Source organism: Streptomyces sp. NPDC004609 (assembly GCF_042873655.1).
Lineage (GTDB): Bacteria > Actinomycetota > Actinomycetes > Streptomycetales > Streptomycetaceae > Streptomyces.
In genome coordinates this window covers 79,752-101,889 of sequence record NZ_JBIALS010000006.1, presented here as the reverse complement: position 1 = coordinate 101,889, position 22,138 = coordinate 79,752, and the positions used below count along the sequence as shown (strand labels likewise).

The window sequence follows — 22,138 nt, the reverse complement described above, 5'->3', positions numbered from 1 at the left end:
GGGCCGTCGGGCGGAGGCGGGGAGAGGTGGGAGCCTGCGGTGGCGGCCTTCCGGAGCAGAGGGATCCTCCGAGGTCCGGGGCTGCTCCGCGTGCCGGAGCCCGGAGGTCCCTGGGGGTGCGGGAGGCCGACGGGTCGTACAGCCGCCCGGAGTGGCATGGTGCGCGCTCACGCGCAACATGCTCATCCCTGGGGACTTCTTGGATACCCTGTGATTGCGCGCGCGAAAGCACGTAATTCTGCGCGCGCAAGCACGCTGGGGGAGTGGAATGGCCGAAATACCGAGGGGCGGTACATGACAACTCGCGAGCTGGACGCGTTCGCAGAGTGGGTCGAGGGCCTGATGCGTGAGCGCGGCTACGACATCGACAGTCCGCGTGGCGGTGGGAAGTCCCGGATCGCGGACGAGGCCGGGGTGCACCGGGCTGCCGTGACCCGGCTGCTGCAGCGGCGGGGGATGCCCGACCTGGAGACCATGCGCAGAATCGCGCCGCCTCTCGGGGTGTCCCTGCGCGACATGCTGATCCGGTCCGGCCGGGTCACCCCGGAGGAGCTGCCGGCGGCGGCGGACCCGCTGCCGCCGGACGACTGGCAGCCGTCGCTGGAGGACTTCGCGCGCCGGCTCGGGGTCCCGGACGACCGGCTGGATGTGTTCGTCAGAGTGGTGAACCAGTTCCTGGAGCCCGACGACACGCCCGGCGAGGGCGTTCGTCCGGCCGAGGGCGGCGGCCGGACCGCCCGGGGCTGAACGGCGCCGCCCTCCTGGGCCGCCCCGCGCCCGCGGTCCGCTGCCGTGCCGCCCTGCTGCCCTGCTGCCCGACGGGGACCGGGTGCCGCACGCCCTGGCGACGACGCGCCGGGCGGGCCCGCTCCGGCCTCGGGCCCTCCCGTCCGTGACCGCCGAGGTGGCCGCCCACGGCGACCCGCGCCACCACCCGACCGCCCGCCCCGGACCGCGAGCCCGCCCGGCGACCCGGTGCCGCCCGCCGCAGCACACGCCCGGGCCCCGGCGGCTCCGGCGTACGCCCCGCACCCGGGCACCCACCGCCCGGAACCGTCGCGCGCACCGCCAGGACGTCGCACGCACGGCCCGGAACCCAGGCGCGCGCGGCCCGGAACCGTGGCGCGCGGCACTCCGCAGCACCCCGTGGTGGCCCGTGCGGGGCACCCGCGTACAATCCGTCTGTGCCCGTACGGGCACATGCGTGCGACCCCCACCCGGCCCCGTACGGCACGGCGGACCGTGCCCGTGCCGCACCGGACAGTGACGCGGGGAAGGCGGTGCGTCCACCCGCCCCGAACCGTCCGTTCTCCGAGGTCGCCTCGTCCTTCGTGCGCGTGGGCATTTGTTTTGACCGGAGTCCATGCGGTAGGTACGCTCAGACCTTGTGCCTGGGGTGTGCCTGGGCTCGTGTGCGTGTCCTCAACCGCATGGCGAGCCTCTGACCGGCCACCGCATTCTGCGCCTCCTCCGCCTTCGCGGCGGAGCCCCGCAGGCTCGACACACCCGACCGCGTGGGTCGGTGGGTTCCAGGTTAGTTTCACTGAACGGCACACAGAAACCGGAGAAGTAGTGCCTACGATCCAGCAGCTGGTCCGCAAGGGCCGGCAGGACAAGGTCGAGAAGAACAAGACGCCTGCCCTTGAGGGTTCCCCTCAGCGCCGGGGCGTCTGCACGCGTGTGTTCACGACCACCCCGAAGAAGCCCAACTCGGCTCTCCGTAAGGTCGCGCGTGTGCGCCTGACCTCGGGCATCGAGGTCACGGCCTACATTCCGGGTGAGGGACACAACCTGCAGGAGCACTCCATCGTGCTCGTGCGTGGTGGCCGTGTGAAGGACCTGCCGGGTGTTCGTTACAAGATCATCCGCGGTTCGCTGGACACCCAGGGTGTCAAGAACCGCAAGCAGGCCCGCAGCCGCTACGGCGCCAAGAAGGAGAAGTAAGCATGCCTCGTAAGGGCCCCGCCCCGAAGCGCCCGGTCATCATCGACCCGGTCTACGGTTCTCCTCTGGTGACGTCGCTCATCAACAAGATTCTGCTGAACGGCAAGCGTTCCACCGCCGAGCGCATCGTGTACGGCGCCATGGAGGGCCTCCGCGAGAAGACGGGCAACGACCCCGTCATCACGCTGAAGCGCGCCCTGGAGAACGTGAAGCCCGCGCTTGAGGTCAAGTCCCGCCGTGTCGGTGGCGCGACCTACCAGGTGCCGGTCGAGGTCAAGCCCGGCCGCGCCTCCACTCTCGCGCTGCGCTGGCTCGTCGGCTACTCGCGCGCCCGCCGTGAGAAGACCATGACCGAGCGCCTCATGAACGAACTGCTCGACGCCTCCAACGGCCTCGGCGCTTCGGTCAAGAAGCGTGAGGACACGCACAAGATGGCCGAGTCCAACAAGGCCTTCGCGCACTACCGCTGGTAGTCGCTACCCACATCGAGACCGAGAGAAGACTGAGCCAAATGGCCACCACTTCGCTTGACCTGGCCAGGGTCCGCAACATTGGGATCATGGCCCACATCGACGCGGGCAAGACGACGACCACCGAGCGCATCCTCTTCTACACCGGTGTGAGCTACAAGATCGGTGAGGTCCACGACGGCGCTGCCACGATGGACTGGATGGAGCAGGAGCAGGAGCGCGGCATCACGATCACGTCCGCCGCGACGACCTGTCACTGGCCGCTCGAGGACGTCGATCACACCATCAACATCATCGACACCCCGGGCCACGTCGACTTCACCGTCGAGGTGGAGCGTTCGCTCCGCGTCCTCGACGGCGCTGTCACGGTGTTCGACGGTGTCGCCGGTGTGGAGCCGCAGTCCGAGACCGTCTGGCGCCAGGCGGACCGCTACGGCGTGCCGCGTATCTGCTTCGTCAACAAGCTCGACCGCACCGGTGCCGAGTTCCACCGCTGTGTCGACATGATCAGCGACCGCCTGGGCGCGACGCCGATCGTGATGCAGCTGCCGATCGGCGCCGAGGCCGACTTCAAGGGCGTCGTCGACCTCGTGACGATGAAGGCGTTCGTCTGGTCCGCCGAGGCGGCCAAGGGCGAGATGTACGACATCGTCGACATCCCGGCCACGCACGCCGAGGCCGCCGAGGAATGGCGCGGCAAGCTCCTCGAAGCCGTCGCCGAGAACGACGAAGAGATCATGGAGCTGTATCTGGAGGGCCAGGAGCCTTCCGTGGAGCAGCTGCACGCCGCGATCCGCCGTATCACCATCGCGTCCGGCAAGTCCCAGGACATCACCATCACCCCGGTGTTCTGCGGAACCGCGTTCAAGAACAAGGGTGTTCAGCCCCTGCTCGACGCGGTCGTGCGCTACCTCCCCTCCCCCCTGGACGTCGAGGCCATCGAGGGCCACGACGTCAAGGACCCCGAGGTGGTCGTCAAGCGCAAGCCGTCCGAGGACGAGCCGCTGTCGGCGCTGGCGTTCAAGATCATGAGCGACCCGCACCTCGGCAAGCTCACCTTCGTGCGCATCTACTCCGGCCGTCTGGAGTCCGGCACCGCGGTGCTGAACTCCGTGAAGGGCCGCAAGGAGCGCATCGGCAAGATCTACCGTATGCACGCGAACAAGCGTGAGGAGATCGACGCCGTGGGCGCCGGCGACATCGTCGCCGTCATGGGCCTGAAGCAGACCACCACCGGTGAGACGCTCAGCGACGAGAAGAACCCGGTGATCCTGGAGTCCATGGACTTCCCGGCGCCGGTCATCGAGGTCGCGATCGAGCCCAAGTCCAAGGGTGACCAGGAGAAGCTGGGTGTCGCCATCCAGCGTCTCGCGGAGGAGGACCCCTCCTTCCAGGTGCACACCAACGAGGAGACCGGCCAGACCGTCATCGGCGGTATGGGCGAGCTTCACCTCGAAGTGCTCGTGGACCGCATGCGCCGCGAGTTCAAGGTCGAGGCGAACGTCGGCAAGCCCCAGGTCGCGTACCGCGAGACGATCCGCAAGGCCGTCGAGCGCGTGGACTACACCCACAAGAAGCAGACCGGTGGTACCGGTCAGTTCGCCAAGGTGCAGATCGCGATCGAGCCGATCGAGGGCGGCGACGCCTCCTACGAGTTCGTGAACAAGGTCACCGGTGGCCGCATCCCCAAGGAATACATCCCTTCGGTGGACGCGGGCGCGCAGGAGGCCATGCAGTTCGGCATCCTGGCCGGCTACGAGATGACGGGCGTCCGCGTCACGCTCATCGACGGTGGCTACCACGAGGTCGACTCCTCCGAGCTCGCCTTCAAGATCGCCGGTTCGCAGGCGTTCAAGGAGGCCGCGCGCAAGGCCAGCCCCGTGCTGCTGGAGCCGATGATGGCCGTCGAGGTCACCACGCCCGAGGACTACATGGGCGATGTCATCGGTGACATCAACTCCCGCCGTGGCCAGATCCAGGCCATGGAGGAGCGGGCCGGTGCCCGGGTCGTCAAGGGCCTGGTGCCGCTCTCGGAGATGTTCGGCTACGTCGGAGACCTCCGCAGCAAGACCTCGGGTCGCGCAAGCTACTCGATGCAGTTCGACTCCTACGCCGAGGTTCCCCGGAACGTCGCCGAGGAGATCATCGCGAAGGCCAAGGGCGAGTAACTCACCCGAGTTCACGCTTTAGGCTTGTCACCGGAGCCTGCGGGGGCATTCCCTCTCAAAACGGAGAGAATGCACCGGGCCCGGCATCCCAGCAAAGATCACCTGGCGCCGATGAGTAAGGCGTACAGAACCACTCCACAGGAGGACCCCAGTGGCGAAGGCGAAGTTCGAGCGGACTAAGCCGCACGTCAACATCGGCACCATCGGTCACATCGACCACGGTAAGACGACCCTCACGGCCGCCATTACCAAGGTGCTGCACGACGCGTTCCCGGACATCAACGAGGCCTCGGCCTTCGACCAGATCGACAAGGCGCCCGAAGAGCGCCAGCGTGGTATCACCATCTCCATCGCGCACGTCGAGTACCAGACGGAGTCGCGTCACTACGCGCACGTCGACTGCCCCGGTCACGCGGACTACATCAAGAACATGATCACGGGTGCGGCGCAGATGGACGGCGCCATCCTCGTGGTCGCCGCGACCGACGGCCCGATGCCGCAGACCAAGGAGCACGTGCTCCTGGCCCGCCAGGTCGGCGTTCCGTACATCGTCGTCGCCCTGAACAAGGCCGACATGGTGGACGACGAGGAGATCATGGAGCTCGTCGAGCTCGAGGTCCGTGAGCTCCTCTCCGAGTACGAGTTCCCGGGCGACGACCTTCCGGTCGTGCGTGTCTCGGCGCTCAAGGCTCTTGAGGGCGACAAGGAGTGGGGCCAGTCGGTCCTGAACCTGATGGCCGCCGTCGACGAGTCGATCCCGCAGCCCGAGCGTGACGTCGACAAGCCGTTCCTGATGCCGATCGAGGACGTCTTCACGATCACCGGTCGTGGCACCGTCGTCACCGGCCGTATCGAGCGTGGTGTCCTCAAGGTCAACGAGACCGTCGACATCGTCGGCATCAAGACCGAGAAGACCACCACCACGGTCACCGGCATCGAGATGTTCCGCAAGCTGCTCGACGAGGGCCAGGCCGGTGAGAACGTCGGTCTGCTCCTCCGTGGCATCAAGCGCGAGGACGTCGAGCGCGGCCAGGTCATCATCAAGCCCGGCTCGGTCACCCCGCACACGGAGTTCGAGGCGCAGGCGTACATCCTGTCGAAGGACGAGGGTGGCCGTCACACCCCGTTCTTCAACAACTACCGCCCGCAGTTCTACTTCCGTACCACGGACGTGACCGGCGTCGTGACCCTCCCCGAGGGCACCGAGATGGTCATGCCGGGCGACAACACCGTCATGTCGGTCCAGCTGATCCAGCCGGTCGCCATGGAGGAGGGCCTGAAGTTCGCCATCCGTGAGGGTGGCCGGACCGTGGGCGCCGGCCAGGTCACCAAGATCAACAAGTAAGTCACTTGTCGGTCCGACCTGGTAGCTCCTGAACGAGCACCAAGGGGAGAGGCCCCGCACCGGAAGGTGCGGGGCCTCTTCGCGCTCTACGGGCCGTGGCGCCGTGCCGCCGTCCACCCCGCCGCCGGATACGGCGGGGTGCCGTATCCGGCCGTGGTGGCGCTTCCGGATGCCGGATGCCGGGTGCCCGTCCGGCGGTGGCGCGGTTCCCCGCCGCGGTGGCGGCACCCCGCCGCGTCAGCCCGCGACCCCGGCCCCGACCCGCCCCGGCCGCAGCATCCAGGGCTGGGCGTTCGCCTCCAGGCCGACCGCCGTGACCCCGGACCGGTGGACGACGAGGGCGGGGGAGCCCAGCGCGTCCGGCCGCCGCATCCGGCCCGCGGGGGTCACCAGCTCGATCCGGCCGCGCTGGTCCCGGCCGAGGAACGCCCGCCCCCCGGGCACCGCGGCCACGCTCACCGGGCCGTAACCGTCCAGGTTCCTGATCCGGCGCGTACGGGCGGGTGTGCCGATAGCCCGTACGGACAGCAGATGAGCGGACGCGGGCGCCCGGTAGTACAGCTCGATGCCGTCGTCCCCGGACGGCAGGGCCGAGACCGGTCCGCCGGGCAGCGGCAGGGAGTCCAGGTCGCCCTCCCGGAACACCACCGGCCCGTCGGCCGATCCCTGGGCCCAGTGGTGCACACGCGCGCGGCCCGCGGCGAAGACATGGACCAGTCCCGCGCCGTCGACGACCGCCGACAGGCCGTCCTGGACGTCCTCACCGCCGAGGTCCCGCCAGTGGCCCCAGGTCCCGTCCGTCTCCCGTACGCGGGTACTGAGCCCCCTCGCCGCATTGCGTACGAACAGATGCACCCGGCCGTCGGCGGCGGTCACCGCCACCGGGACGCCGATCCGGCGGCTCCCGTCGTCCGTGTCCTCGGGGCTGCCGAGCCCGTCCCAGGCGAGGAACTCCCCGCCGGGCGCGCGCTGTTCGAGCACCACGATCTCCCGGCGGTTCGACGCGCCCCGGCCGCCTATCGCGGCGAACCGCAGGGCGAACAGGAGCTGCCGGCCGTCCTGGAGCGCCGCCGCCCCCAGCGTCGGTGCGAGCGGGCCGCCGCCCAGGTCGTCCGGGGCGCCCCACAGGCCGCTGCCGGGCCGGGTCTCGCGCCAGCGGACCGCGCGCAGCCCCAGCACCCCGTACGCGGCGATCCGCCCGTCCGGACCGGTGACGGCGACGGGCCGGGCCCCCGGGTAGCGGTGGTGCGTCGAACGCACCCACCCCTTCCTGTTCCTCAGCGGGCGCACCCCGCCCACGGCGTAGTCGCCGCAGCCCGACGGGTTGCCGCACTGCCACCGCGGATCGCCGCCGTACGGGACCAGATGGGACGCCTTCTCCTTCAGGACCCGCGGCGGCAGGTTCTTGGGCCAGTGCCGGTTGTAGTAGCCCCGGAACGCCGTCGCCACGAACCCCGGCACCTGCCCGCCGTCCGCGGTCGCGTCCCGGACCCAGCGCACCATGGCCGCCCAGCTGAAACAGGCGGCGGCGGTGTGGTCGGCGTGGTCCGAGTACCCCGGCTGCTCGCTGTCCTTCCTGCGGGTCGTCTCGTCGCTGTGCTGGATGTCCGGGTCCGGGTCCAGGGTCTGTATCACCGTGGGCCGGTACTGCTCCATCAGCCCCACGAGTACGTCGATCAGCCCGTCGTAGTCGTACGGAACCGTCCTGCGCAGCGGCGAGTCCTTCGCTATCACCGTCTGCACGCCGAGACCGCGGTCCCGCCAGAGCGCGGGGAGCGCGGACCGCTGCCGGGCGGTGTTCATCGGCAGATTGAGGAAGACGAGCTCGACCCGGCGGTTGCCGTGGCTCAGCGTGTCGACCTCGGCGAGCCGGTCCCCGCGCAGGGACGCGACACCCCTGGTCCAGGGGGTGAACGTGTCCAGCCCGAGGAGTTCCGCGTACGCCTGCCGGAGCCCCTGGTGGCGCGCGGACGAGTACGCGGCGCGGTCCGAGTGGACCTCGCCGTGCCGCCCGGGTATCCGGTTCTGGCCGTTGTGCTCGCCCGCGGTCACATACACGCAGACCAGGGGCACTCCCGCGTCCAGCATCAGCCGGGTGTCCGGATTCATGAAGTACAGGTCGTCGTCCGGGTGCGCGAGTATCTGCATCAGCCGGGCCCGCCGCGAACTCGCGATCGGCATGCCCGGTGCCGGGTCCGCCGTCGGTACGGCGTGCTGCGCGGCGGGCACGGTGCAGCCGCTGACGACGCCCGCACCGATGAGCGCGGACATCGCGGCGAGCACGGACCTCCGGCGGGGGGCGGCGCGCCCGCCGTCCCGGTGGGTGCCGCCCTGCGGGCCACCGGTGTCCGGGCCCTCGTCCGGGGTGCCGCCGGTGCGCGTGGACATGCGCGGAGCATGAACAGGTGTGTCGTACATGTGGTGTGTGCTCCGTCCGCTTCCCCGGTAGCGGGCAGGCCTGCCCCCGTCTGCTTGCTGTGATCGAGCGACGCGCTGAATTGGCTGGTCAGGCCGCGTCCGCGATCATCTAGACGGATAATCGGCGATCAGGGTTGCCTCCGGCGCGGACGTTTGTTCCGGGCGCGACGGAATGCGTGTCGTGGGCCCTGGGAGGCGTCGGCCCGGGCGCCGCGCCCGGGCCCGGAGCGGGCGTCGCGGCGGGCCTCGGGGCGGCCCTCGGGGTGGGGCGTCGGGCCGACAGCCGGACGGCCCTCGGGGCGGGGCGACGCCCCGGCCCGCGCCCGGTTTCCTCCCCGGTTTCCTCCCCGAGGTTCCCGATCGCCGGCGGGGCCCGCCCGGTCGGCCGTCAGCCTTCGCCGTGGGGCTTGTACGTGGCGTGGGCCGGACCGCCGGTGTCCGAGGACGCACCCGTGCCCCGGGTGGGGGTGCCCGGCATGACCGGGGTGGCGGGGGAGCGGCCGCGAGCGGTTCCTACTGGGGCCGCGGACCGGGCCACGGCTCCAGCGTGACCATCGTGCCGCCCAGCCCCGCCGCCCACTCACCCGCGAGCGTCGACACCAGCCCCCGGTCCACCCGCCCCGGCCCCAGGCCGACGGCGTAGCGGACCGGGCCGGTGCCGAAGGGACGGGGCCAGGCGTGGAGGCCCGTGACCCCCGCCGCCTCAAGGGCCGCCAGCAACGCCCGCATACGGCCCCGTACCCGGCCCGCCATCACCGGCGGCACCGTCACCACCGCCCAGGCCGTGTGCCGCCGGGCCAGCGGGGGAGGGGACAGCAGCCCGGCCCAGGGGTCGGCGCCCGAGTCCGCGGCGGCCTCCAGCAGCTCCCAGGCGCGGTACAGCTCCTGGACCAGGAGATCGTGCCCGCTCGCGCCCACCTGTTCCGTACAGGACCGGACCGGCTCGGCGGGCGTCATGATCGTGACGGGAGCGCCCGTACGGGACACCGCGCCCGGCCCGCTCGTCGAAGACCCCGCGCCACAGCGCCCGCGGCACCGGGATCCCGAGCCCGGCGTTCCAGGAGGACCTGACCGGCCCGGCCCCCGGGCCCTCCGGCCCCGCCGTCGACCCCTACGACCGCAGCAAGGACCTCGGAACCCTCCCCGAGGAATGCGGCACCGTCACCCGGACCTGACCCGGGCCGGGGCCCGCGGAATCCCGCGCGACCGCGCCCCCGCAGGGAGCGGCACCGGACCGGGATCGGCGGAACACTGGGGTGAATCTATGGCGGTGGGCGACAGGAATCTCCTCGGAATCGCGCCGGGGCCGGCCGCCCCGAATCCGGGTGGAGTACGTCGGCAGCGGGGTGCATCCGGCATCGTCCGGGCTCGGAAGGCGGTCGCCTCCCGCCCCGGCTCGCGGAGGCGGTCGCGCTCGGGTGAGCGCCCGCCCCCGGTGAGCCTCCTCCGCCCCCGCGCACGCCCTGAGGTACCCTTCCTGGCCACGATTGGCCAGGCCCCGACCCCGTGTGGCAGACTGTCCGGGTTGCTCGGTTGAGTGCCGATGCTGCGCGCCTCCCGCCGGGAGGACCGGAAGCGAGTCCCACAGTACTCGTCGTCCCAACTGCCGTATCGGCAGCGCTGGGGCGGACGTACGGGAATCTTCCGGGAAGCGTCAGCGGGGTACCTGCCAGGCATTCGGTGGGTGTCTTCCCCCGACGCGCGGCCTCGGCCCGCACCCCCTTGGTTGGGAAATCCTTCGGGATATCTGCGTAGAGGGGTTGCGACACGCCCGACCGCGTGGGTCGGAGAAGACGACCAGAGCCCACCGGGTTCCAGAGCGTACGAAGAGACAGGACTACGAAGTAGCCATGGCGGGACAGAAGATCCGCATCCGGCTCAAGGCCTACGACCACGAGGTCATCGATTCATCGGCGAAGAAGATCGTCGAGACGGTGACGCGTACTGGTGCGTCGGTCGCGGGCCCGGTGCCGCTGCCCACAGAGAAGAACGTGTACTGCGTCATCAAGTCGCCGCACAAGTACAAGGACTCGCGCGAGCACTTCGAGATGCGTACGCACAAGCGCCTGATCGACATCCTCGACCCGACGCCCAAGACCGTTGACTCGTTGATGCGCCTGGACCTTCCGGCCGGCGTCGACATCGAGATCAAGCTCTGAGAGGCGCGGAAGAGATGGCTAAGCAGATCAAGGGCGTCCTGGGCGAGAAGCTCGGCATGACCCAGGTCTGGGACGAGAACAACCGTGTCGTCCCGGTGACCGTCGTCAAGGCCGGGCCCTGCGTCGTTACCCAGGTCCGTACGAATGACTCCGACGGCTACGAGTCGGTCCAGATCGCCTTCGGCGAGATCGACCCTCGCAAGGTGAACAAGCCCCTCAAGGGCCACTTCGCCAAGGCCGACGTGACCCCCCGCCGCCACCTGGTGGAGCTCCGCACCTCCGACGCCGCCGAGTACACGCTCGGCCAGGAGATCACCGCCGAGGTGTTCGAGTCCGGCGTCAAGGTCGACGTCACGGGCAAGAGCAAGGGCAAGGGCTTCGCCGGTGTCATGAAGCGTCACAACTTCAAGGGCCTCGGCGCCGGTCACGGCACCCAGCGCAAGCACCGCTCTCCCGGCTCCATCGGTGGCTGCGCCACCCCGGGCCGTGTGTTCAAGGGCCTCCGCATGGCGGGCCGTATGGGCAACGAGCGGGTCACCACCCAGAACCTGACCGTTCACGCCGTTGACGCGGAGAAGGGCCTGCTGCTCATCAAGGGCGCGGTTCCCGGTCCCAACGGCGGCCTGGTCCTGGTCCGCACTGCGGCCAAGGGGGCCTGAGGACTATGAGCACCATTGACATTCTGTCGCCCGCGGGCGACAAGTCCGGGACCGTCGAGCTCCCGGCCGAGATCTTCGACGCCAAGGTCAGCATCCCGCTGATCCACCAGGTCGTCGTCGCGCAGCTGGCCGCCGCCCGTCAGGGCACGCACAAGGTCAAGACGCGTGGCGAGGTCCGCGGTGGTGGCAAGAAGCCGTACCGCCAGAAGGGCACCGGCCGCGCCCGCCAGGGTTCGACGCGCGCCCCGCAGTTCGCCGGCGGTGGCGTCGTGCACGGTCCCGTGCCGCGTGACTACTCGCAGCGGACCCCGAAGAAGATGAAGGCCGCCGCCCTGCGCGGTGCCCTCACCGACCGGGCCCGCAACTCCCGCATCCACGTCGTCACCGGCGTGGTCGAGGGTGGTATCTCCACCAAGGCCGCCAAGACGCTGTTCGGCAAGATCTCGGAGCGCAAGAACCTGCTCCTGGTCGTCGAGCGCTCGGACGAGGCCGCGTGGCTGTCCGCCCGCAACCTGCCCCAGGTGCACATCCTGGAGCCGGGCCAGCTGAACACGTACGACGTGATCCGCTCCGAGGACGTGGTCTTCACCCAGGCCGCCTTCGAGTCCTTCGTGTCTGGCCCCCAGGCCGCCGAGACCGAAGGGAGCGACGCCTGATGACTGAGGCGACCGTTACCAGCAAGACGTACTCGGACCCGCGTGACATTCTCGTCAAGCCGGTCGTTTCCGAGAAGAGCTACGCGCTGCTGGACGAGAACAAGTACACGTTCATCGTCGACCCGCGTGCCAACAAGACCCAGATCAAGCAGGCCGTCGAGGCGGTCTTCTCGGTCAAGGTCACCGGGGTCAACACGATCAACCGCCAGGGCAAGCGCAAGCGCACCCGCACCGGTTTCGGCAAGCGCGCCAACACCAAGCGCGCCATCGTGACCCTTGCCGAGGGCGACCGTATCGACATCTTCGGCGGCCCGACCTCCTGACGGGGGTCGAGACGTCCAGATAGTCCGGATTTCCGAGGACTGAGAGACAATGGGTATCCGCAAGTACAAGCCGACGACTCCGGGCCGCCGTGGCTCCAGCGTCGCCGACTTCGTCGAGATCACGCGGTCCACGCCGGAGAAGTCGCTGGTCCGCCCGCTGCACAGCAAGGGCGGCCGTAACAACACCGGTCGTGTGACCGTCCGCCACCAGGGCGGTGGCCACAAGCGCGCCTACCGGGTGATCGACTTCCGTCGCCACGACAAGGACGGCGTGCCGGCGAAGGTCGCGCACATCGAGTACGACCCCAACCGCACCGCGCGCATCGCGCTCCTGCACTACGCGGACGGCGAGAAGCGCTACATCATCGCCCCCCGTGGCCTGAGCCAGGGCGACCGGATCGAGAACGGTCCGGGTGCCGACATCAAGCCGGGCAACAACCTGGCCCTGCGCAACATCCCGGTCGGTACGACCATCCACGCCATCGAGCTGCGGCCCGGCGGCGGCGCGAAGTTCGCCCGCTCCGCGGGTGCCTCCGTGCAGCTGCTGGCGAAGGAGGGCACCATGGCCCACCTGCGCATGCCCTCCGGTGAGATCCGGCTGGTCGACGTCCGCTGCCGCGCCACCATCGGCGAGGTCGGCAACGCCGAGCAGTCGAACATCAACTGGGGCAAGGCCGGCCGGATGCGCTGGAAGGGCGTCCGCCCGACCGTCCGCGGTGTCGCGATGAACCCGGTCGACCACCCGCACGGTGGTGGTGAGGGCAAGACCTCCGGTGGCCGCCACCCGGTCAGCCCGTGGGGTCAGAAGGAGGGTCGTACGCGCTCTCCCAAGAAGGCGAGCAGCAAGTACATCGTCCGCCGCCGCAAGACGAACAAGAAGCGCTAGGAGCGGGTTCAGATGCCGCGCAGTCTCAAGAAGGGGCCCTTCGTCGACGACCACCTGATCAAGAAGGTGGACGTACAGAACGAGGCAGGCACCAAGAACGTCATCAAGACCTGGTCCCGTCGCTCGATGATCGTCCCGGCGATGCTGGGCCACACGATCGCGGTGCACAACGGCAAGACCCACGTCCCGGTGTTCGTCACCGAGTCGATGGTCGGCCACAAGCTCGGCGAGTTCGCGCCGACTCGCACCTTCCGCGGCCACGTCAAGGACGACCGGAAGTCGAAGCGCCGCTAATCGCGGGGTGTGATCGATCATGACAGACACTGAAGGGACAACCATGGAAGCCAGGGCCCAGGCGCGGTACATCCGCGTCACGCCCATGAAGGCCCGCCGCGTGGTGGACCTCATCCGTGGCATGGATGCCACGGAGGCTCAGGCGGTCCTGCGTTTCGCCCCGCAGGCCGCGAGCGTGCCGGTCGGCAAGGTGCTGGACAGCGCCATCGCCAACGCCGCGCACAACTACGACCACAGTGACGCCTCTTCGCTGGTCATCAGCGAGGCGTACGTGGACGAGGGCCCGACCCTGAAGCGGTTCCGGCCGCGCGCCCAGGGCCGTGCCTACCGGATCCGTAAGCGGACCAGCCACATCACCGTGGTCGTCAGCAGCAAGGAAGGAACCCGGTAATGGGCCAGAAGGTTAACCCGCACGGGTTCCGGCTCGGTATCACCACGGACTTCAAGTCCCGTTGGTACGCCGACAAGCTGTACAAGGACTACGTCAAGGAAGACGTCGCCATCCGCAGGATGATGACGTCCGGCATGGAGCGCGCCGGCATCTCGAAGGTGGAGATCGAGCGCACCCGTGACCGTGTGCGGGTGGACATCCACACCGCGCGTCCCGGCATCGTCATCGGCCGCCGTGGCGCCGAGGCCGACCGCATCCGCGGCGACCTGGAGAAGCTCACGGGCAAGCAGGTCCAGCTGAACATCCTTGAGGTCAAGAACCCCGAGGTCGACGCTCAGCTCGTGGCCCAGGCCGTTGCCGAGCAGCTGTCCTCCCGCGTCTCCTTCCGCCGTGCCATGCGCAAGAGCATGCAGTCGGCGATGAAGGCGGGCGCCAAGGGCATCAAGATCCAGTGTGGCGGCCGTCTCGGCGGCGCCGAGATGTCCCGCTCGGAGTTCTACCGCGAGGGCCGGGTGCCCCTGCACACGCTCCGCGCGAACGTCGAGTACGGCTTCTTCGAGGCCAAGACCACCTTCGGCCGCATCGGCGTGAAGGTCTGGATCTACAAGGGCGACGTCAAGAACATCGCCGAGGTCCGCGCCGAGAACGCCGCCGCCCGCGCCGGCAACCGCCCGGCCCGTGGCGGTGCCGACCGCCCCGCCGGCCGTGGTGGCCGCGGTGGCGAGCGTGGCGGTCGCGGCCGCAAGCCGCAGCAGAGCGCAGCCGCCGAGGCCCCCAAGGCCGAGGCTCCCGCTGCCGCTGCTCCGGCTGCTGAGAGCACCGGAACGGAGGCCTGACCGCCATGCTGATCCCCCGTAGGGTCAAGCACCGCAAGCAGCACCACCCGAAGCGCAGCGGTATGTCCAAGGGTGGTACGACGGTTGCGTTCGGCGAGTACGGCATCCAGGCCCTCACGCCGGCGTATGTGACCAACCGCCAGATCGAGGCGGCTCGTATCGCGATGACCCGCCACATCAAGCGTGGCGGCAAGGTCTGGATCAACATCTACCCGGACCGTCCGCTGACCAAGAAGCCCGCCGAGACCCGCATGGGTTCCGGTAAGGGTTCCCCGGAGTGGTGGGTCGCGAACGTCAAGCCCGGTCGGGTGATGTTCGAGCTGTCCTACCCGAACGAGAAGATTGCTCGTGAGGCGCTCACCCGCGCTGCTCACAAGCTTCCGATGAAGTGCCGCATCGTTCGGCGCGAGGCAGGTGAGGCGTGATGTCGGCCGGAACCAAGGCGTCCGAGCTGCGCGAGCTGGGCAACGAGGAGCTTGTCGGCAAGCTCCGCGAGGCCAAGGAAGAGCTGTTCAACCTCCGCTTTCAGGCGGCGACGGGCCAGCTCGAGAACCACGGTCGGCTGAAGGCCGTCCGGAAGGACATCGCGCGGATCTACACCCTGATGCGCGAGCGCGAGCTGGGCATCGAGACGGTGGAGAACGCCTCATGAGCGAGAACAATGTGACTGACCCCAAGACCGAGCGCAACGCGCGCAAGACCCGTGAGGGTCTCGTCGTCAGCGACAAGATGGACAAGACCGTCGTCGTCGCCGTCGAAGACCGCGTCAAGCACGCGCTGTACGGCAAGGTCATCCGCCGTACGAACAAGCTCAAGGCCCACGACGAGCAGAACGCTGCCGGCATCGGCGACCGTGTTCTCCTGATGGAGACCCGGAGGCTGTCCGCCACCAAGCACTGGCGCGTCGTCGAGATCCTCGAGAAGGCCAAGTAATCAACCTGCGGGGCTTTCCCCACAGGTCAGTTCCGCCAGGCTCCGGGGGCCATTCAGGTGGCCCCCGGGGAACCGGCAGACAAACAGGAGATAAGACGTGATCCAGCAGGAGTCGCGGCTGCGTGTCGCCGACAACACTGGTGCCAAGGAGATCCTTTGCATCCGTGTTCTCGGTGGCTCCGGCCGCCGCTACGCGGGCATCGGTGACGTCATCGTCGCCACCGTCAAGGACGCGATCCCCGGTGGCAACGTGAAGAAGGGTGACGTCGTCAAGGCGGTCATCGTTCGCACCGTCAAGGAGCGCCGCCGCCAGGACGGCTCGTACATCCGCTTCGACGAGAACGCCGCCGTCATTCTGAAGAACGACGGCGACCCTCGCGGCACCCGTATCTTCGGCCCCGTGGGCCGTGAGCTGCGCGAGAAGAAGTTCATGAAGATCATCTCGCTCGCGCCGGAGGTGCTGTAAGCATGAAGATCAAGAAGGGCGACCTGGTCCAGGTCATCACCGGTAAGGACAAGGGCAAGCAGGGCAAGGTCATCCAGGCCTTCCCCCGCGAGGACCGGGTCCTGGTCGAGGGTGTCAACCGGGTCAAGAAGCACACCAAGGCGGGTCAGACCGCTCGTGGTTCGCAGACCGGCGGGATCGTCATCACCGAGGCCCCCATCCACGTGAGCAACGTTCAGCTCGTCGTGGAGAAGGACGGCAAGAAGGTCGTGACCCGCGTCGGTTTCCGCTTCGACGACGAGGGCAACAAGATCCGCGTTGCCAAGCGGACGGGTGAGGACATCTGATGGCTACCACCACCACTCCGCGTCTGAAGACGAAGTACCGCGAGGAGATCAAGGGCAAGCTGCGTGAGGAGTTCTCGTACGAGAACGTCATGCAGGTCCCCGGCCTCGTCAAGATCGTGGTCAACATGGGTGTGGGCGACGCCGCCCGCGACTCCAAGCTGATCGAGGGTGCCATCAAGGACCTCACCACGATCACCGGTCAGAAGCCGGCCGTCACCAAGGCCCGCAAGTCCATCGCGCAGTTCAAGCTGCGCGAGGGTCAGCCGATCGGTGCCCACGTCACCCTCCGTGGCGACCGCATGTGGGAGTTCCTGGACCGCACCCTGTCGCTCGCGCTCCCGCGCATCCGCGACTTCCGCGGTCTGTCCCCCAAGCAGTTCGACGGCCGTGGCAACTACACCTTCGGTCTCACGGAGCAGGTCATGTTCCACGAGATCGACCAGGACAAGATCGACCGCGTCCGGGGTATGGACATCACCGTGGTCACCACGGCGACCAACGACGCTGAGGGCCGTGCGCTCCTTCGTCACCTCGGCTTCCCCTTCAAGGAGGCGTGAACGAGATGGCGAAGAAGGCTCTCATTGCCAAGGCCGCCCGCAAGCCCAAGTTCGGTGTGCGCGCGTACACCCGCTGCCAGCGCTGCGGCCGTCCCCACTCCGTGTACCGCAAGTTCGGCCTGTGCCGCGTGTGCCTTCGTGAGATGGCTCACCGCGGCGAGCTGCCGGGCGTGACCAAGAGCTCCTGGTAGTCCCTTCCACTCGTCACCCGGTCACCGCCCCTCGCGGGCGGCCTCCGGGTGACCGTGTCGGATCGGGGATTACCCGAAGCTCTCGGTAAGCAGAGGGTTGGCGGGAGCCCGGCGCTCCATGGCTTAGGCTTGGAGGGTTGGGCCCCCGCCGCCCAGACGACTTACTACGCCGTAGGTCCCCGCGCCGCACCCGTCCCGCCCCTGTGTGGGGAGAGGGATGGCGCATACAGGAAACCCCGGCGAGAGAGGCCGAAGGCCAATTCATGACCATGACTGATCCCATCGCAGACATGCTGACGCGTCTGCGTAACGCGAACTCGGCGTACCACGACTCCGTGGTGATGCCGCACAGCAAGATCAAGTCGCATATCGCGGAGATCCTCCAGCAGGAGGGCTTCATCACGGGCTGGAAGGTCGAGGACGCCGAGGTCGGCAAGAACCTCGTCCTGGAGCTCAAGTTCGGGCCGAACCGTGAGCGCTCCATCGCGGGCATCAAGCGGATCTCGAAGCCGGGTCTGCGTGTGTACGCGAAGTCCACCAACCTGCCCAAGGTTCTCGGCGGCCTCGGCGTGGCGATCATCTCCACGTCCCACGGCCTCCTGACCGGCCAGCAGGCACAGAAGAAGGGCGTGGGTGGGGAAGTCCTCGCCTACGTCTGGTAGTCGGGAACGGAGGAAAAGCAATGTCGCGTATCGGCAAGCTCCCCATCCAGGTTCCCGCCGGTGTGGACGTCACCATCGACGGCCGCACGGTCGCGGTGAAGGGTCCCAAGGGCTCCCTCACCCACACCGTCGCGGCTCCGATCGAGATCGTGAAGGGCGACGACGGCGTTCTCAACGTCACCCGTCCCAACGACGAGCGTCAGAACAAGGCCCTGCACGGCCTGTCCCGCACGCTGGTGGCGAACATGATCACCGGTGTGACCCAGGGATACACCAAGGCGCTCGAAATCAGCGGTGTCGGTTACCGCGTCGCCGCGAAGGGCTCCAACCTGGAGTTCCAGCTCGGTTACAGCCACTCGATCCTGGTGGAGGCGCCCGAGGGCATCTCCTTCAAGGTCGAGTCGCCGACCAAGTTCTCGGTCGAGGGCATCGACAAGCAGAAGGTCGGCGAGGTCGCCGCGAACATCCGCAAGCTGCGCAAGCCCGACCCGTACAAGGCCAAGGGCGTCAAGTACGCGGGCGAGGTCATCCGCCGCAAGGTCGGAAAGGCGGGCAAGTAAGCCATGGCATACGGTGTGAAGATCGCCAAGGGCGACGCGTACAAGCGCGCCGCCATCAAGCGCCGCCACATCCGCGTCCGCAAGCGCATCTCCGGTACGCCGGAGCGTCCGCGCCTGGTCGTGACGCGTTCCAACCGCCACATCGTGGCGCAGGTCATCGACGACATCGCGGGCCACACGCTCGCGTCGGCGTCGACCCTGGACACCTCGATCCGCGGTGGCGAGGGTGACAAGAGCGCCCAGGCCAAGCAGGTCGGCGCCCTCGTCGCCGAGCGCGCCAGGGCCGCTGGTGTCGAGGCCGTCGTGTTCGACCGCGGTGGCAACCAGTACGCCGGGCGGATTGCCGCTCTGGCCGACGCCGCCCGCGAAGCCGGGCTGAAGTTCTAAGCCCCGGTTCCGGAGCTAGCGGACGTAACAGAGAGAGGTAATTCCAATGGCTGGACCCCAGCGCCGCGGAGGCGGTGCCGGTGGCGGCGAGCGGCGGGACCGGAAGGGCCGTGACGGTGGCGCAGCCGCCGCCGAGAAGACCGCGTACGTCGAGCGCGTCGTCGCGATCAACCGCGTCGCCAAGGTAGTGAAGGGTGGTCGTCGCTTCAGCTTCACCGCGCTGGTCGTGGTGGGCGACGGTGACGGCACCGTGGGTGTCGGTTACGGCAAGGCCAAGGAGGTGCCGGCCGCCATCGCCAAGGGTGTTGAGGAGGCCAAGAAGCACTTCTTCAAGGTCCCCCGTATCCAGGGCACCATCCCGCACCCCATCCAGGGCGAGAAGGCCGCAGGCGTCGTTCTGCTCAAGCCTGCTTCCCCCGGTACCGGCGTGATCGCCGGTGGCCCGGTGCGCGCCGTCCTGGAGTGCGCCGGCGTTCACGACATCCTGTCGAAGTCGCTCGGCTCCGACAACGCGATCAACATCGTGCACGCGACCGTGGCGGCCCTCAAGGGCCTCCAGCGTCCCGAGGAGATCGCGGCCCGCCGCGGTCTGCCTCTGGAGGACGTGGCCCCCGCGGCCCTGCTCCGTGCGCGTGCGGGAGCGGGTGCGTAATGGCCCGCCTCAAGATCACGCAGACGAAGTCGTACATCGGCAGCAAGCAGAACCACCGCGACACCCTGCGTTCGCTCGGGCTGAAGAAGCTCAACGACGTGGTTGTCAAGGAGGACCGTCCCGAGTTCCGCGGCATGGTGCACACCGTCCGCCACCTCGTCACGGTCGAGGAGGTCGACTGACATGGCGGAGAACAAGCCGCTGAGGGTCCACAACCTCCGTCCTGCCCCGGGCGCCAAGACCGCCAAGACCCGTGTGGGTCGTGGTGAGGCGTCCAAGGGTAAGACCGCTGGTCGTGGCACCAAGGGCACCAAGGCCCGCTACCAGGTTCCGGAGCGCTTCGAGGGCGGGCAGATGCCCCTCCACATGCGTCTCCCGAAGCTCAAGGGCTTCAAGAACCCGTTCCGTACCGAGTACCAGGTCGTGAACCTGGACAAGCTGGCCGCGCTCTACCCCGAGGGTGGCGAGGTCACGGTGGCCGATCTGGTCGCCAAGGGTGCGGTGCGCAAGAACCACCTTGTCAAGGTCCTCGGCCAGGGCGAGGTCTCCGTGGCGCTGCAGGTGACGGTCGACGCCGTCTCCGGCTCCGCCAAGGAGAAGATCGCCGCCGCCGGCGGCACCGTCACCGAGCTGGTCTGAGACGAGTTCAGTGGCTGAAGGCTGAAACAACCGACCGGGGATGCCTCCCAAAAGGGGCATCCCCGGTTGGTCGTTCCAAGGGTGGCACCGTCGCCGGTAAGGTGGCGTCCACTGCTGTGAACGACCCCGTCCGGTCCGCTTCCACCGGGACCGCGCGGTTTGCTGATTACCTATTCGTCGAACCTCAAGACCGTCACCTCTGACGCAGTAGCGCGGGGGTCGCAGGAGGCACCGTGCTCACCGCGTTCGCCCGAGCGTTCAAGACGCCCGACCTGCGCAAGAAGCTGCTCTTCACGCTCGCCATCATCGTGCTCTACCGACTCGGGTCGCACATCCCGGTTCCGGGAATCGACTACGGGAATGTGCAGATCTGTGTCGACCAGGCGTCGAAGAGCAACAACAGCCTGTTCGGCCTCGTGAACATGTTCAGCGGTGGCGCGCTGCTGCAGATCACCATCTTCGCGCTCGGCATCATGCCGTACATCACGGCGAGCATCATCCTGCAGCTGCTGACCGTCGTCATCCCGAGGCTGGAGGCCCTCAAGAAGGAGGGTCAGTCCGGCACCGCGAAGATCACCCAGTACACCCGGTATCTGACGGTCGCGCTCGCGGTGCTCCAGGGCACCGGCCTGGTGGCGACGGCCCGCAGCGGCATGCTGTTCCAGGGCTGCTCGGTCGGCAACCAGATCGTGCCGGATCAGTCGATCTTCACCACCGTCGTGATGGTCGTCACGATGACCGCGGGCACCGCCGCCGTCATGTGGCTCGGTGAGCTGATCACCGACCGCGGCATCGGCAACGGAATGTCGATCCTGATGTTCATCTCGATCGCCGCCGGCTTCCCCGGCGCCCTGTGGGCCATCAAGGAGAGCGGCACGCTCGCCAAGGGCTGGATCGAGTTCGGCACCGTCATTCTCATCGGCTTCGTGATGGTGGCCCTCGTCGTCTTCGTCGAGCAGGCCCAGCGCCGTATTCCGGTGCAGTACGCGAAGCGGATGATCGGGCGCCGGTCGTACGGCGGCACCTCCACGTACATCCCGCTGAAGGTGAACCAGGCGGGTGTGATCCCGGTCATCTTCGCTTCGTCGCTGCTCTACATCCCGGCACTGGTGGCGCAGTTCTCCAGCGGCACCTCGACGTGGAAGACGTGGATCAACGACTACCTGGTCAAGGGCGATCACCCTTACTACATCATCACCTACTTCCTCCTCATCGTTTTCTTCGCCTTCTTCTACGTGGCCATCTCGTTCAACCCCGAGGAAGTCGCGGACAACATGAAGAAGTATGGTGGCTTCATCCCGGGTATCCGGGCTGGTCGTCCTACAGCCGAGTATCTGAGCTACGTGCTCAACAGGATCACTTGGCCGGGCTCGCTGTACCTGGGTCTGATTGCTCTTGTTCCGACGATGGCGTTGGCGGGCTTCGGAGGCGCGAACCAGAACTTCCCGTTCGGCGGGACGAGCATCCTCATCATCGTGGGTGTGGGTCTGGAGACCGTGAAGCAGATCGAGAGCCAGCTCCAGCAGCGCAATTACGAAGGGTTCCTCCGCTGATGAGAATCGTCCTCGTCGGTCCACCCGGTGCCGGCAAGGGAACGCAGGCCGCGTACCTTGCCGAGAACCTCTCGATCCCCCACATCTCCACGGGCGACCTCTTCCGCGCCAACATCAGCAAAGGCACCGACCTCGGTCGGAAGGCCAAGTCCTACATGGACGCCGGTGAGCTGGTTCCGGACGAGGTCACGATCGCGATGGCGAAGGACCGGATGGAACGGCCGGACGCCGTGAACGGCTTCCTGCTGGACGGTTTCCCGCGCAACGTCTCGCAGGCCGAGGCGCTCGACGCGACGCTGAAGGCCGAGGGCATGACGCTGGACGCGGTTCTCGACCTGGAGGTCCCCGAGGACGAGGTCGTGAAGCGGATCGCGGGCCGCCGCATCTGCCGGAACGACTCCAGTCATGTCTTCCACATGACGTACGCGCCGCCGAAGACGGAGGGTGTCTGCGACACCTGCGGCGGCGATCTGTACCAGCGCGACGACGACTCCGAGGCGACCGTGCGCAAGCGCCTGGAGGTCTACCACACCCAGACCGAGCCGATCATCGACTACTACCGGGGCCAGGGCCTCGTGGTCACGATCTCCGCGCTCGGCAAGGTGGAGGACGTCACCGGGCGCGCGATGGCAGCGCTGAAGGTGCAGAAGTAGTACCCCGGAC

30 protein-coding genes are annotated in these 22,138 nt (G+C 68.3%); 28 read left to right on the top strand and 2 right to left on the bottom strand.

All coding sequences use genetic code 11. From position 1 onward, the window contains the following. Positions 1-294: 294 nt before the first annotated feature. From ACFYT4_RS08085 to tuf, 5 genes are all read left to right on the top strand, one after another. Positions 295-747, top strand: coding sequence for a transcriptional regulator (locus ACFYT4_RS08085; RefSeq protein WP_389266449.1), 453 nt, complete (start codon positions 295-297; stop codon positions 745-747). 825 nt (positions 748-1,572) lie between these two features. Continuing rightward, positions 1,573-1,944: a 30S ribosomal protein S12 gene (gene rpsL, locus ACFYT4_RS08080; RefSeq protein ID WP_003948652.1), complete on the top strand. Its 372-nt coding sequence runs from the start codon at positions 1,573-1,575 to the stop codon at positions 1,942-1,944. Between the two features lie 2 nt (positions 1,945-1,946). Further along, positions 1,947-2,417, top strand: a complete 471-nt coding sequence (rpsG, locus tag ACFYT4_RS08075; RefSeq protein WP_100108597.1) for a 30S ribosomal protein S7 — start codon at positions 1,947-1,949, stop codon at positions 2,415-2,417. A gap of 38 nt (positions 2,418-2,455) precedes the next feature. Next, positions 2,456-4,582, top strand: a complete 2,127-nt coding sequence (fusA, locus tag ACFYT4_RS08070) for an elongation factor G (RefSeq protein ID WP_389266447.1) — start codon at positions 2,456-2,458, stop codon at positions 4,580-4,582. 151 nt (positions 4,583-4,733) lie between these two features. Further along, complete coding sequence (gene tuf / locus ACFYT4_RS08065; protein ID WP_389266445.1) at positions 4,734-5,927, top strand: elongation factor Tu; 1,194 nt, start codon at positions 4,734-4,736, stop codon at positions 5,925-5,927. A 237-nt stretch (positions 5,928-6,164) separates the two neighbouring features. On the opposite strand, the gene ACFYT4_RS08060 is transcribed toward tuf, so the two are convergent. Both ACFYT4_RS08060 and ACFYT4_RS08055 read right to left on the bottom strand, forming a co-directional pair. Then, complete coding sequence (locus tag ACFYT4_RS08060; protein ID WP_389266776.1) at positions 6,165-8,198, bottom strand: PIG-L family deacetylase; 2,034 nt, start codon at positions 8,196-8,198, stop codon at positions 6,165-6,167. Between the two features lie 660 nt (positions 8,199-8,858). Continuing rightward, a complete protein-coding gene (locus ACFYT4_RS08055) occupies positions 8,859-9,302 on the bottom strand; it encodes a hypothetical protein (RefSeq protein WP_389266443.1) in 444 nt (147 codons plus the stop codon). 893 nt (positions 9,303-10,195) lie between these two features. Here ACFYT4_RS08055 and rpsJ point away from each other — a divergent pair. The 23 genes from rpsJ (at position 10,196) to ACFYT4_RS07940 (ending at position 22,128) form a co-directional block, all read left to right on the top strand. Beyond that, on the top strand, positions 10,196-10,504 hold the full coding sequence (rpsJ, locus tag ACFYT4_RS08050; RefSeq protein WP_003948644.1) for a 30S ribosomal protein S10: 309 nt from the start codon (positions 10,196-10,198) through the stop codon (positions 10,502-10,504). Between the two features lie 14 nt (positions 10,505-10,518). After that, the gene (gene rplC, locus ACFYT4_RS08045; protein WP_313944689.1) at positions 10,519-11,163 is read left to right on the top strand and encodes a 50S ribosomal protein L3; all 645 of its coding nucleotides are present in this window, start codon (positions 10,519-10,521) and stop codon (positions 11,161-11,163) included. 5 nt (positions 11,164-11,168) lie between these two features. Continuing rightward, a complete protein-coding gene (gene rplD / locus ACFYT4_RS08040; RefSeq protein WP_389266440.1) occupies positions 11,169-11,819 on the top strand; it encodes a 50S ribosomal protein L4 in 651 nt (216 codons plus the stop codon). Next, positions 11,819-12,142 (top strand): 50S ribosomal protein L23, encoded by a 324-nt coding sequence (rplW, locus tag ACFYT4_RS08035; protein ID WP_389266438.1) that lies wholly within the window; start codon positions 11,819-11,821, stop codon positions 12,140-12,142. The genes rplD and rplW overlap by 1 nt, the downstream gene beginning before the upstream one ends. 49 nt (positions 12,143-12,191) lie before the next feature. Next, the gene (gene rplB / locus ACFYT4_RS08030) at positions 12,192-13,028 is read left to right on the top strand and encodes a 50S ribosomal protein L2 (RefSeq protein WP_389266436.1); all 837 of its coding nucleotides are present in this window, start codon (positions 12,192-12,194) and stop codon (positions 13,026-13,028) included. 12 nt (positions 13,029-13,040) lie between these two features. Continuing rightward, positions 13,041-13,322 (top strand): 30S ribosomal protein S19, encoded by a 282-nt coding sequence (gene rpsS, locus ACFYT4_RS08025; protein ID WP_109295548.1) that lies wholly within the window; start codon positions 13,041-13,043, stop codon positions 13,320-13,322. A 43-nt stretch (positions 13,323-13,365) separates the two neighbouring features. Next, positions 13,366-13,713: a 50S ribosomal protein L22 gene (rplV, locus tag ACFYT4_RS08020; protein WP_016645177.1), complete on the top strand. Its 348-nt coding sequence runs from the start codon at positions 13,366-13,368 to the stop codon at positions 13,711-13,713. Continuing rightward, positions 13,713-14,549 carry a 30S ribosomal protein S3 gene (gene rpsC / locus ACFYT4_RS08015; protein WP_389266433.1) on the top strand — a complete coding sequence of 279 codons (837 nt, stop codon included), beginning with the start codon at positions 13,713-13,715 and terminating at the stop codon, positions 14,547-14,549. The genes rplV and rpsC overlap by 1 nt, the downstream gene beginning before the upstream one ends. A 5-nt stretch (positions 14,550-14,554) precedes the next feature. After that, positions 14,555-14,974, top strand: coding sequence for a 50S ribosomal protein L16 (gene rplP, locus ACFYT4_RS08010; RefSeq protein WP_389266431.1), 420 nt, complete (start codon positions 14,555-14,557; stop codon positions 14,972-14,974). Then, complete coding sequence (gene rpmC, locus ACFYT4_RS08005) at positions 14,974-15,201, top strand: 50S ribosomal protein L29 (protein ID WP_389266429.1); 228 nt, start codon at positions 14,974-14,976, stop codon at positions 15,199-15,201. The genes rplP and rpmC overlap by 1 nt, the downstream gene beginning before the upstream one ends. After that, the gene (rpsQ, locus tag ACFYT4_RS08000) at positions 15,198-15,482 is read left to right on the top strand and encodes a 30S ribosomal protein S17 (protein WP_389266427.1); all 285 of its coding nucleotides are present in this window, start codon (positions 15,198-15,200) and stop codon (positions 15,480-15,482) included. The genes rpmC and rpsQ overlap by 4 nt, the downstream gene beginning before the upstream one ends. Positions 15,483-15,579: 97 nt before the next feature. Next, positions 15,580-15,948, top strand: coding sequence for a 50S ribosomal protein L14 (rplN, locus tag ACFYT4_RS07995; protein WP_003956455.1), 369 nt, complete (start codon positions 15,580-15,582; stop codon positions 15,946-15,948). A 2-nt stretch (positions 15,949-15,950) separates the two neighbouring features. Next, positions 15,951-16,274 carry a 50S ribosomal protein L24 gene (gene rplX / locus ACFYT4_RS07990; RefSeq protein ID WP_389266425.1) on the top strand — a complete coding sequence of 108 codons (324 nt, stop codon included), beginning with the start codon at positions 15,951-15,953 and terminating at the stop codon, positions 16,272-16,274. Continuing rightward, a complete protein-coding gene (gene rplE, locus ACFYT4_RS07985) occupies positions 16,274-16,831 on the top strand; it encodes a 50S ribosomal protein L5 (protein ID WP_389266423.1) in 558 nt (185 codons plus the stop codon). Before rplX ends, rplE begins: the two co-directional genes overlap by 1 nt. Before the next feature lie 5 nt (positions 16,832-16,836). Beyond that, positions 16,837-17,022 (top strand): type Z 30S ribosomal protein S14, encoded by a 186-nt coding sequence (locus tag ACFYT4_RS07980; protein WP_003956452.1) that lies wholly within the window; start codon positions 16,837-16,839, stop codon positions 17,020-17,022. Between the two features lie 263 nt (positions 17,023-17,285). Beyond that, entirely contained in the window at positions 17,286-17,684 is a 399-nt protein-coding gene (rpsH, locus tag ACFYT4_RS07975) for a 30S ribosomal protein S8 (protein WP_005313538.1), read from the top strand. A gap of 20 nt (positions 17,685-17,704) precedes the next feature. Then, the gene (rplF, locus tag ACFYT4_RS07970; protein WP_389266421.1) at positions 17,705-18,244 is read left to right on the top strand and encodes a 50S ribosomal protein L6; all 540 of its coding nucleotides are present in this window, start codon (positions 17,705-17,707) and stop codon (positions 18,242-18,244) included. Between the two features lie 3 nt (positions 18,245-18,247). Continuing rightward, positions 18,248-18,631, top strand: coding sequence for a 50S ribosomal protein L18 (rplR, locus tag ACFYT4_RS07965; protein ID WP_389266419.1), 384 nt, complete (start codon positions 18,248-18,250; stop codon positions 18,629-18,631). A 46-nt stretch (positions 18,632-18,677) separates the two neighbouring features. Beyond that, positions 18,678-19,283, top strand: coding sequence for a 30S ribosomal protein S5 (gene rpsE, locus ACFYT4_RS07960; protein WP_016645168.1), 606 nt, complete (start codon positions 18,678-18,680; stop codon positions 19,281-19,283). Further along, entirely contained in the window at positions 19,283-19,465 is a 183-nt protein-coding gene (gene rpmD, locus ACFYT4_RS07955) for a 50S ribosomal protein L30 (RefSeq protein WP_006347219.1), read from the top strand. The genes rpsE and rpmD overlap by 1 nt, the downstream gene beginning before the upstream one ends. Before the next feature lies 1 nt (position 19,466). Continuing rightward, entirely contained in the window at positions 19,467-19,922 is a 456-nt protein-coding gene (rplO, locus tag ACFYT4_RS07950) for a 50S ribosomal protein L15 (protein ID WP_389266416.1), read from the top strand. A 233-nt stretch (positions 19,923-20,155) separates the two neighbouring features. Next, positions 20,156-21,475 carry a preprotein translocase subunit SecY gene (secY, locus tag ACFYT4_RS07945; RefSeq protein WP_389266414.1) on the top strand — a complete coding sequence of 440 codons (1,320 nt, stop codon included), beginning with the start codon at positions 20,156-20,158 and terminating at the stop codon, positions 21,473-21,475. Further along, a complete protein-coding gene (locus ACFYT4_RS07940) occupies positions 21,475-22,128 on the top strand; it encodes an adenylate kinase (protein WP_389266412.1) in 654 nt (217 codons plus the stop codon). The genes secY and ACFYT4_RS07940 overlap by 1 nt, the downstream gene beginning before the upstream one ends. The last annotated feature ends 10 nt before the right edge of the window (positions 22,129-22,138 follow it).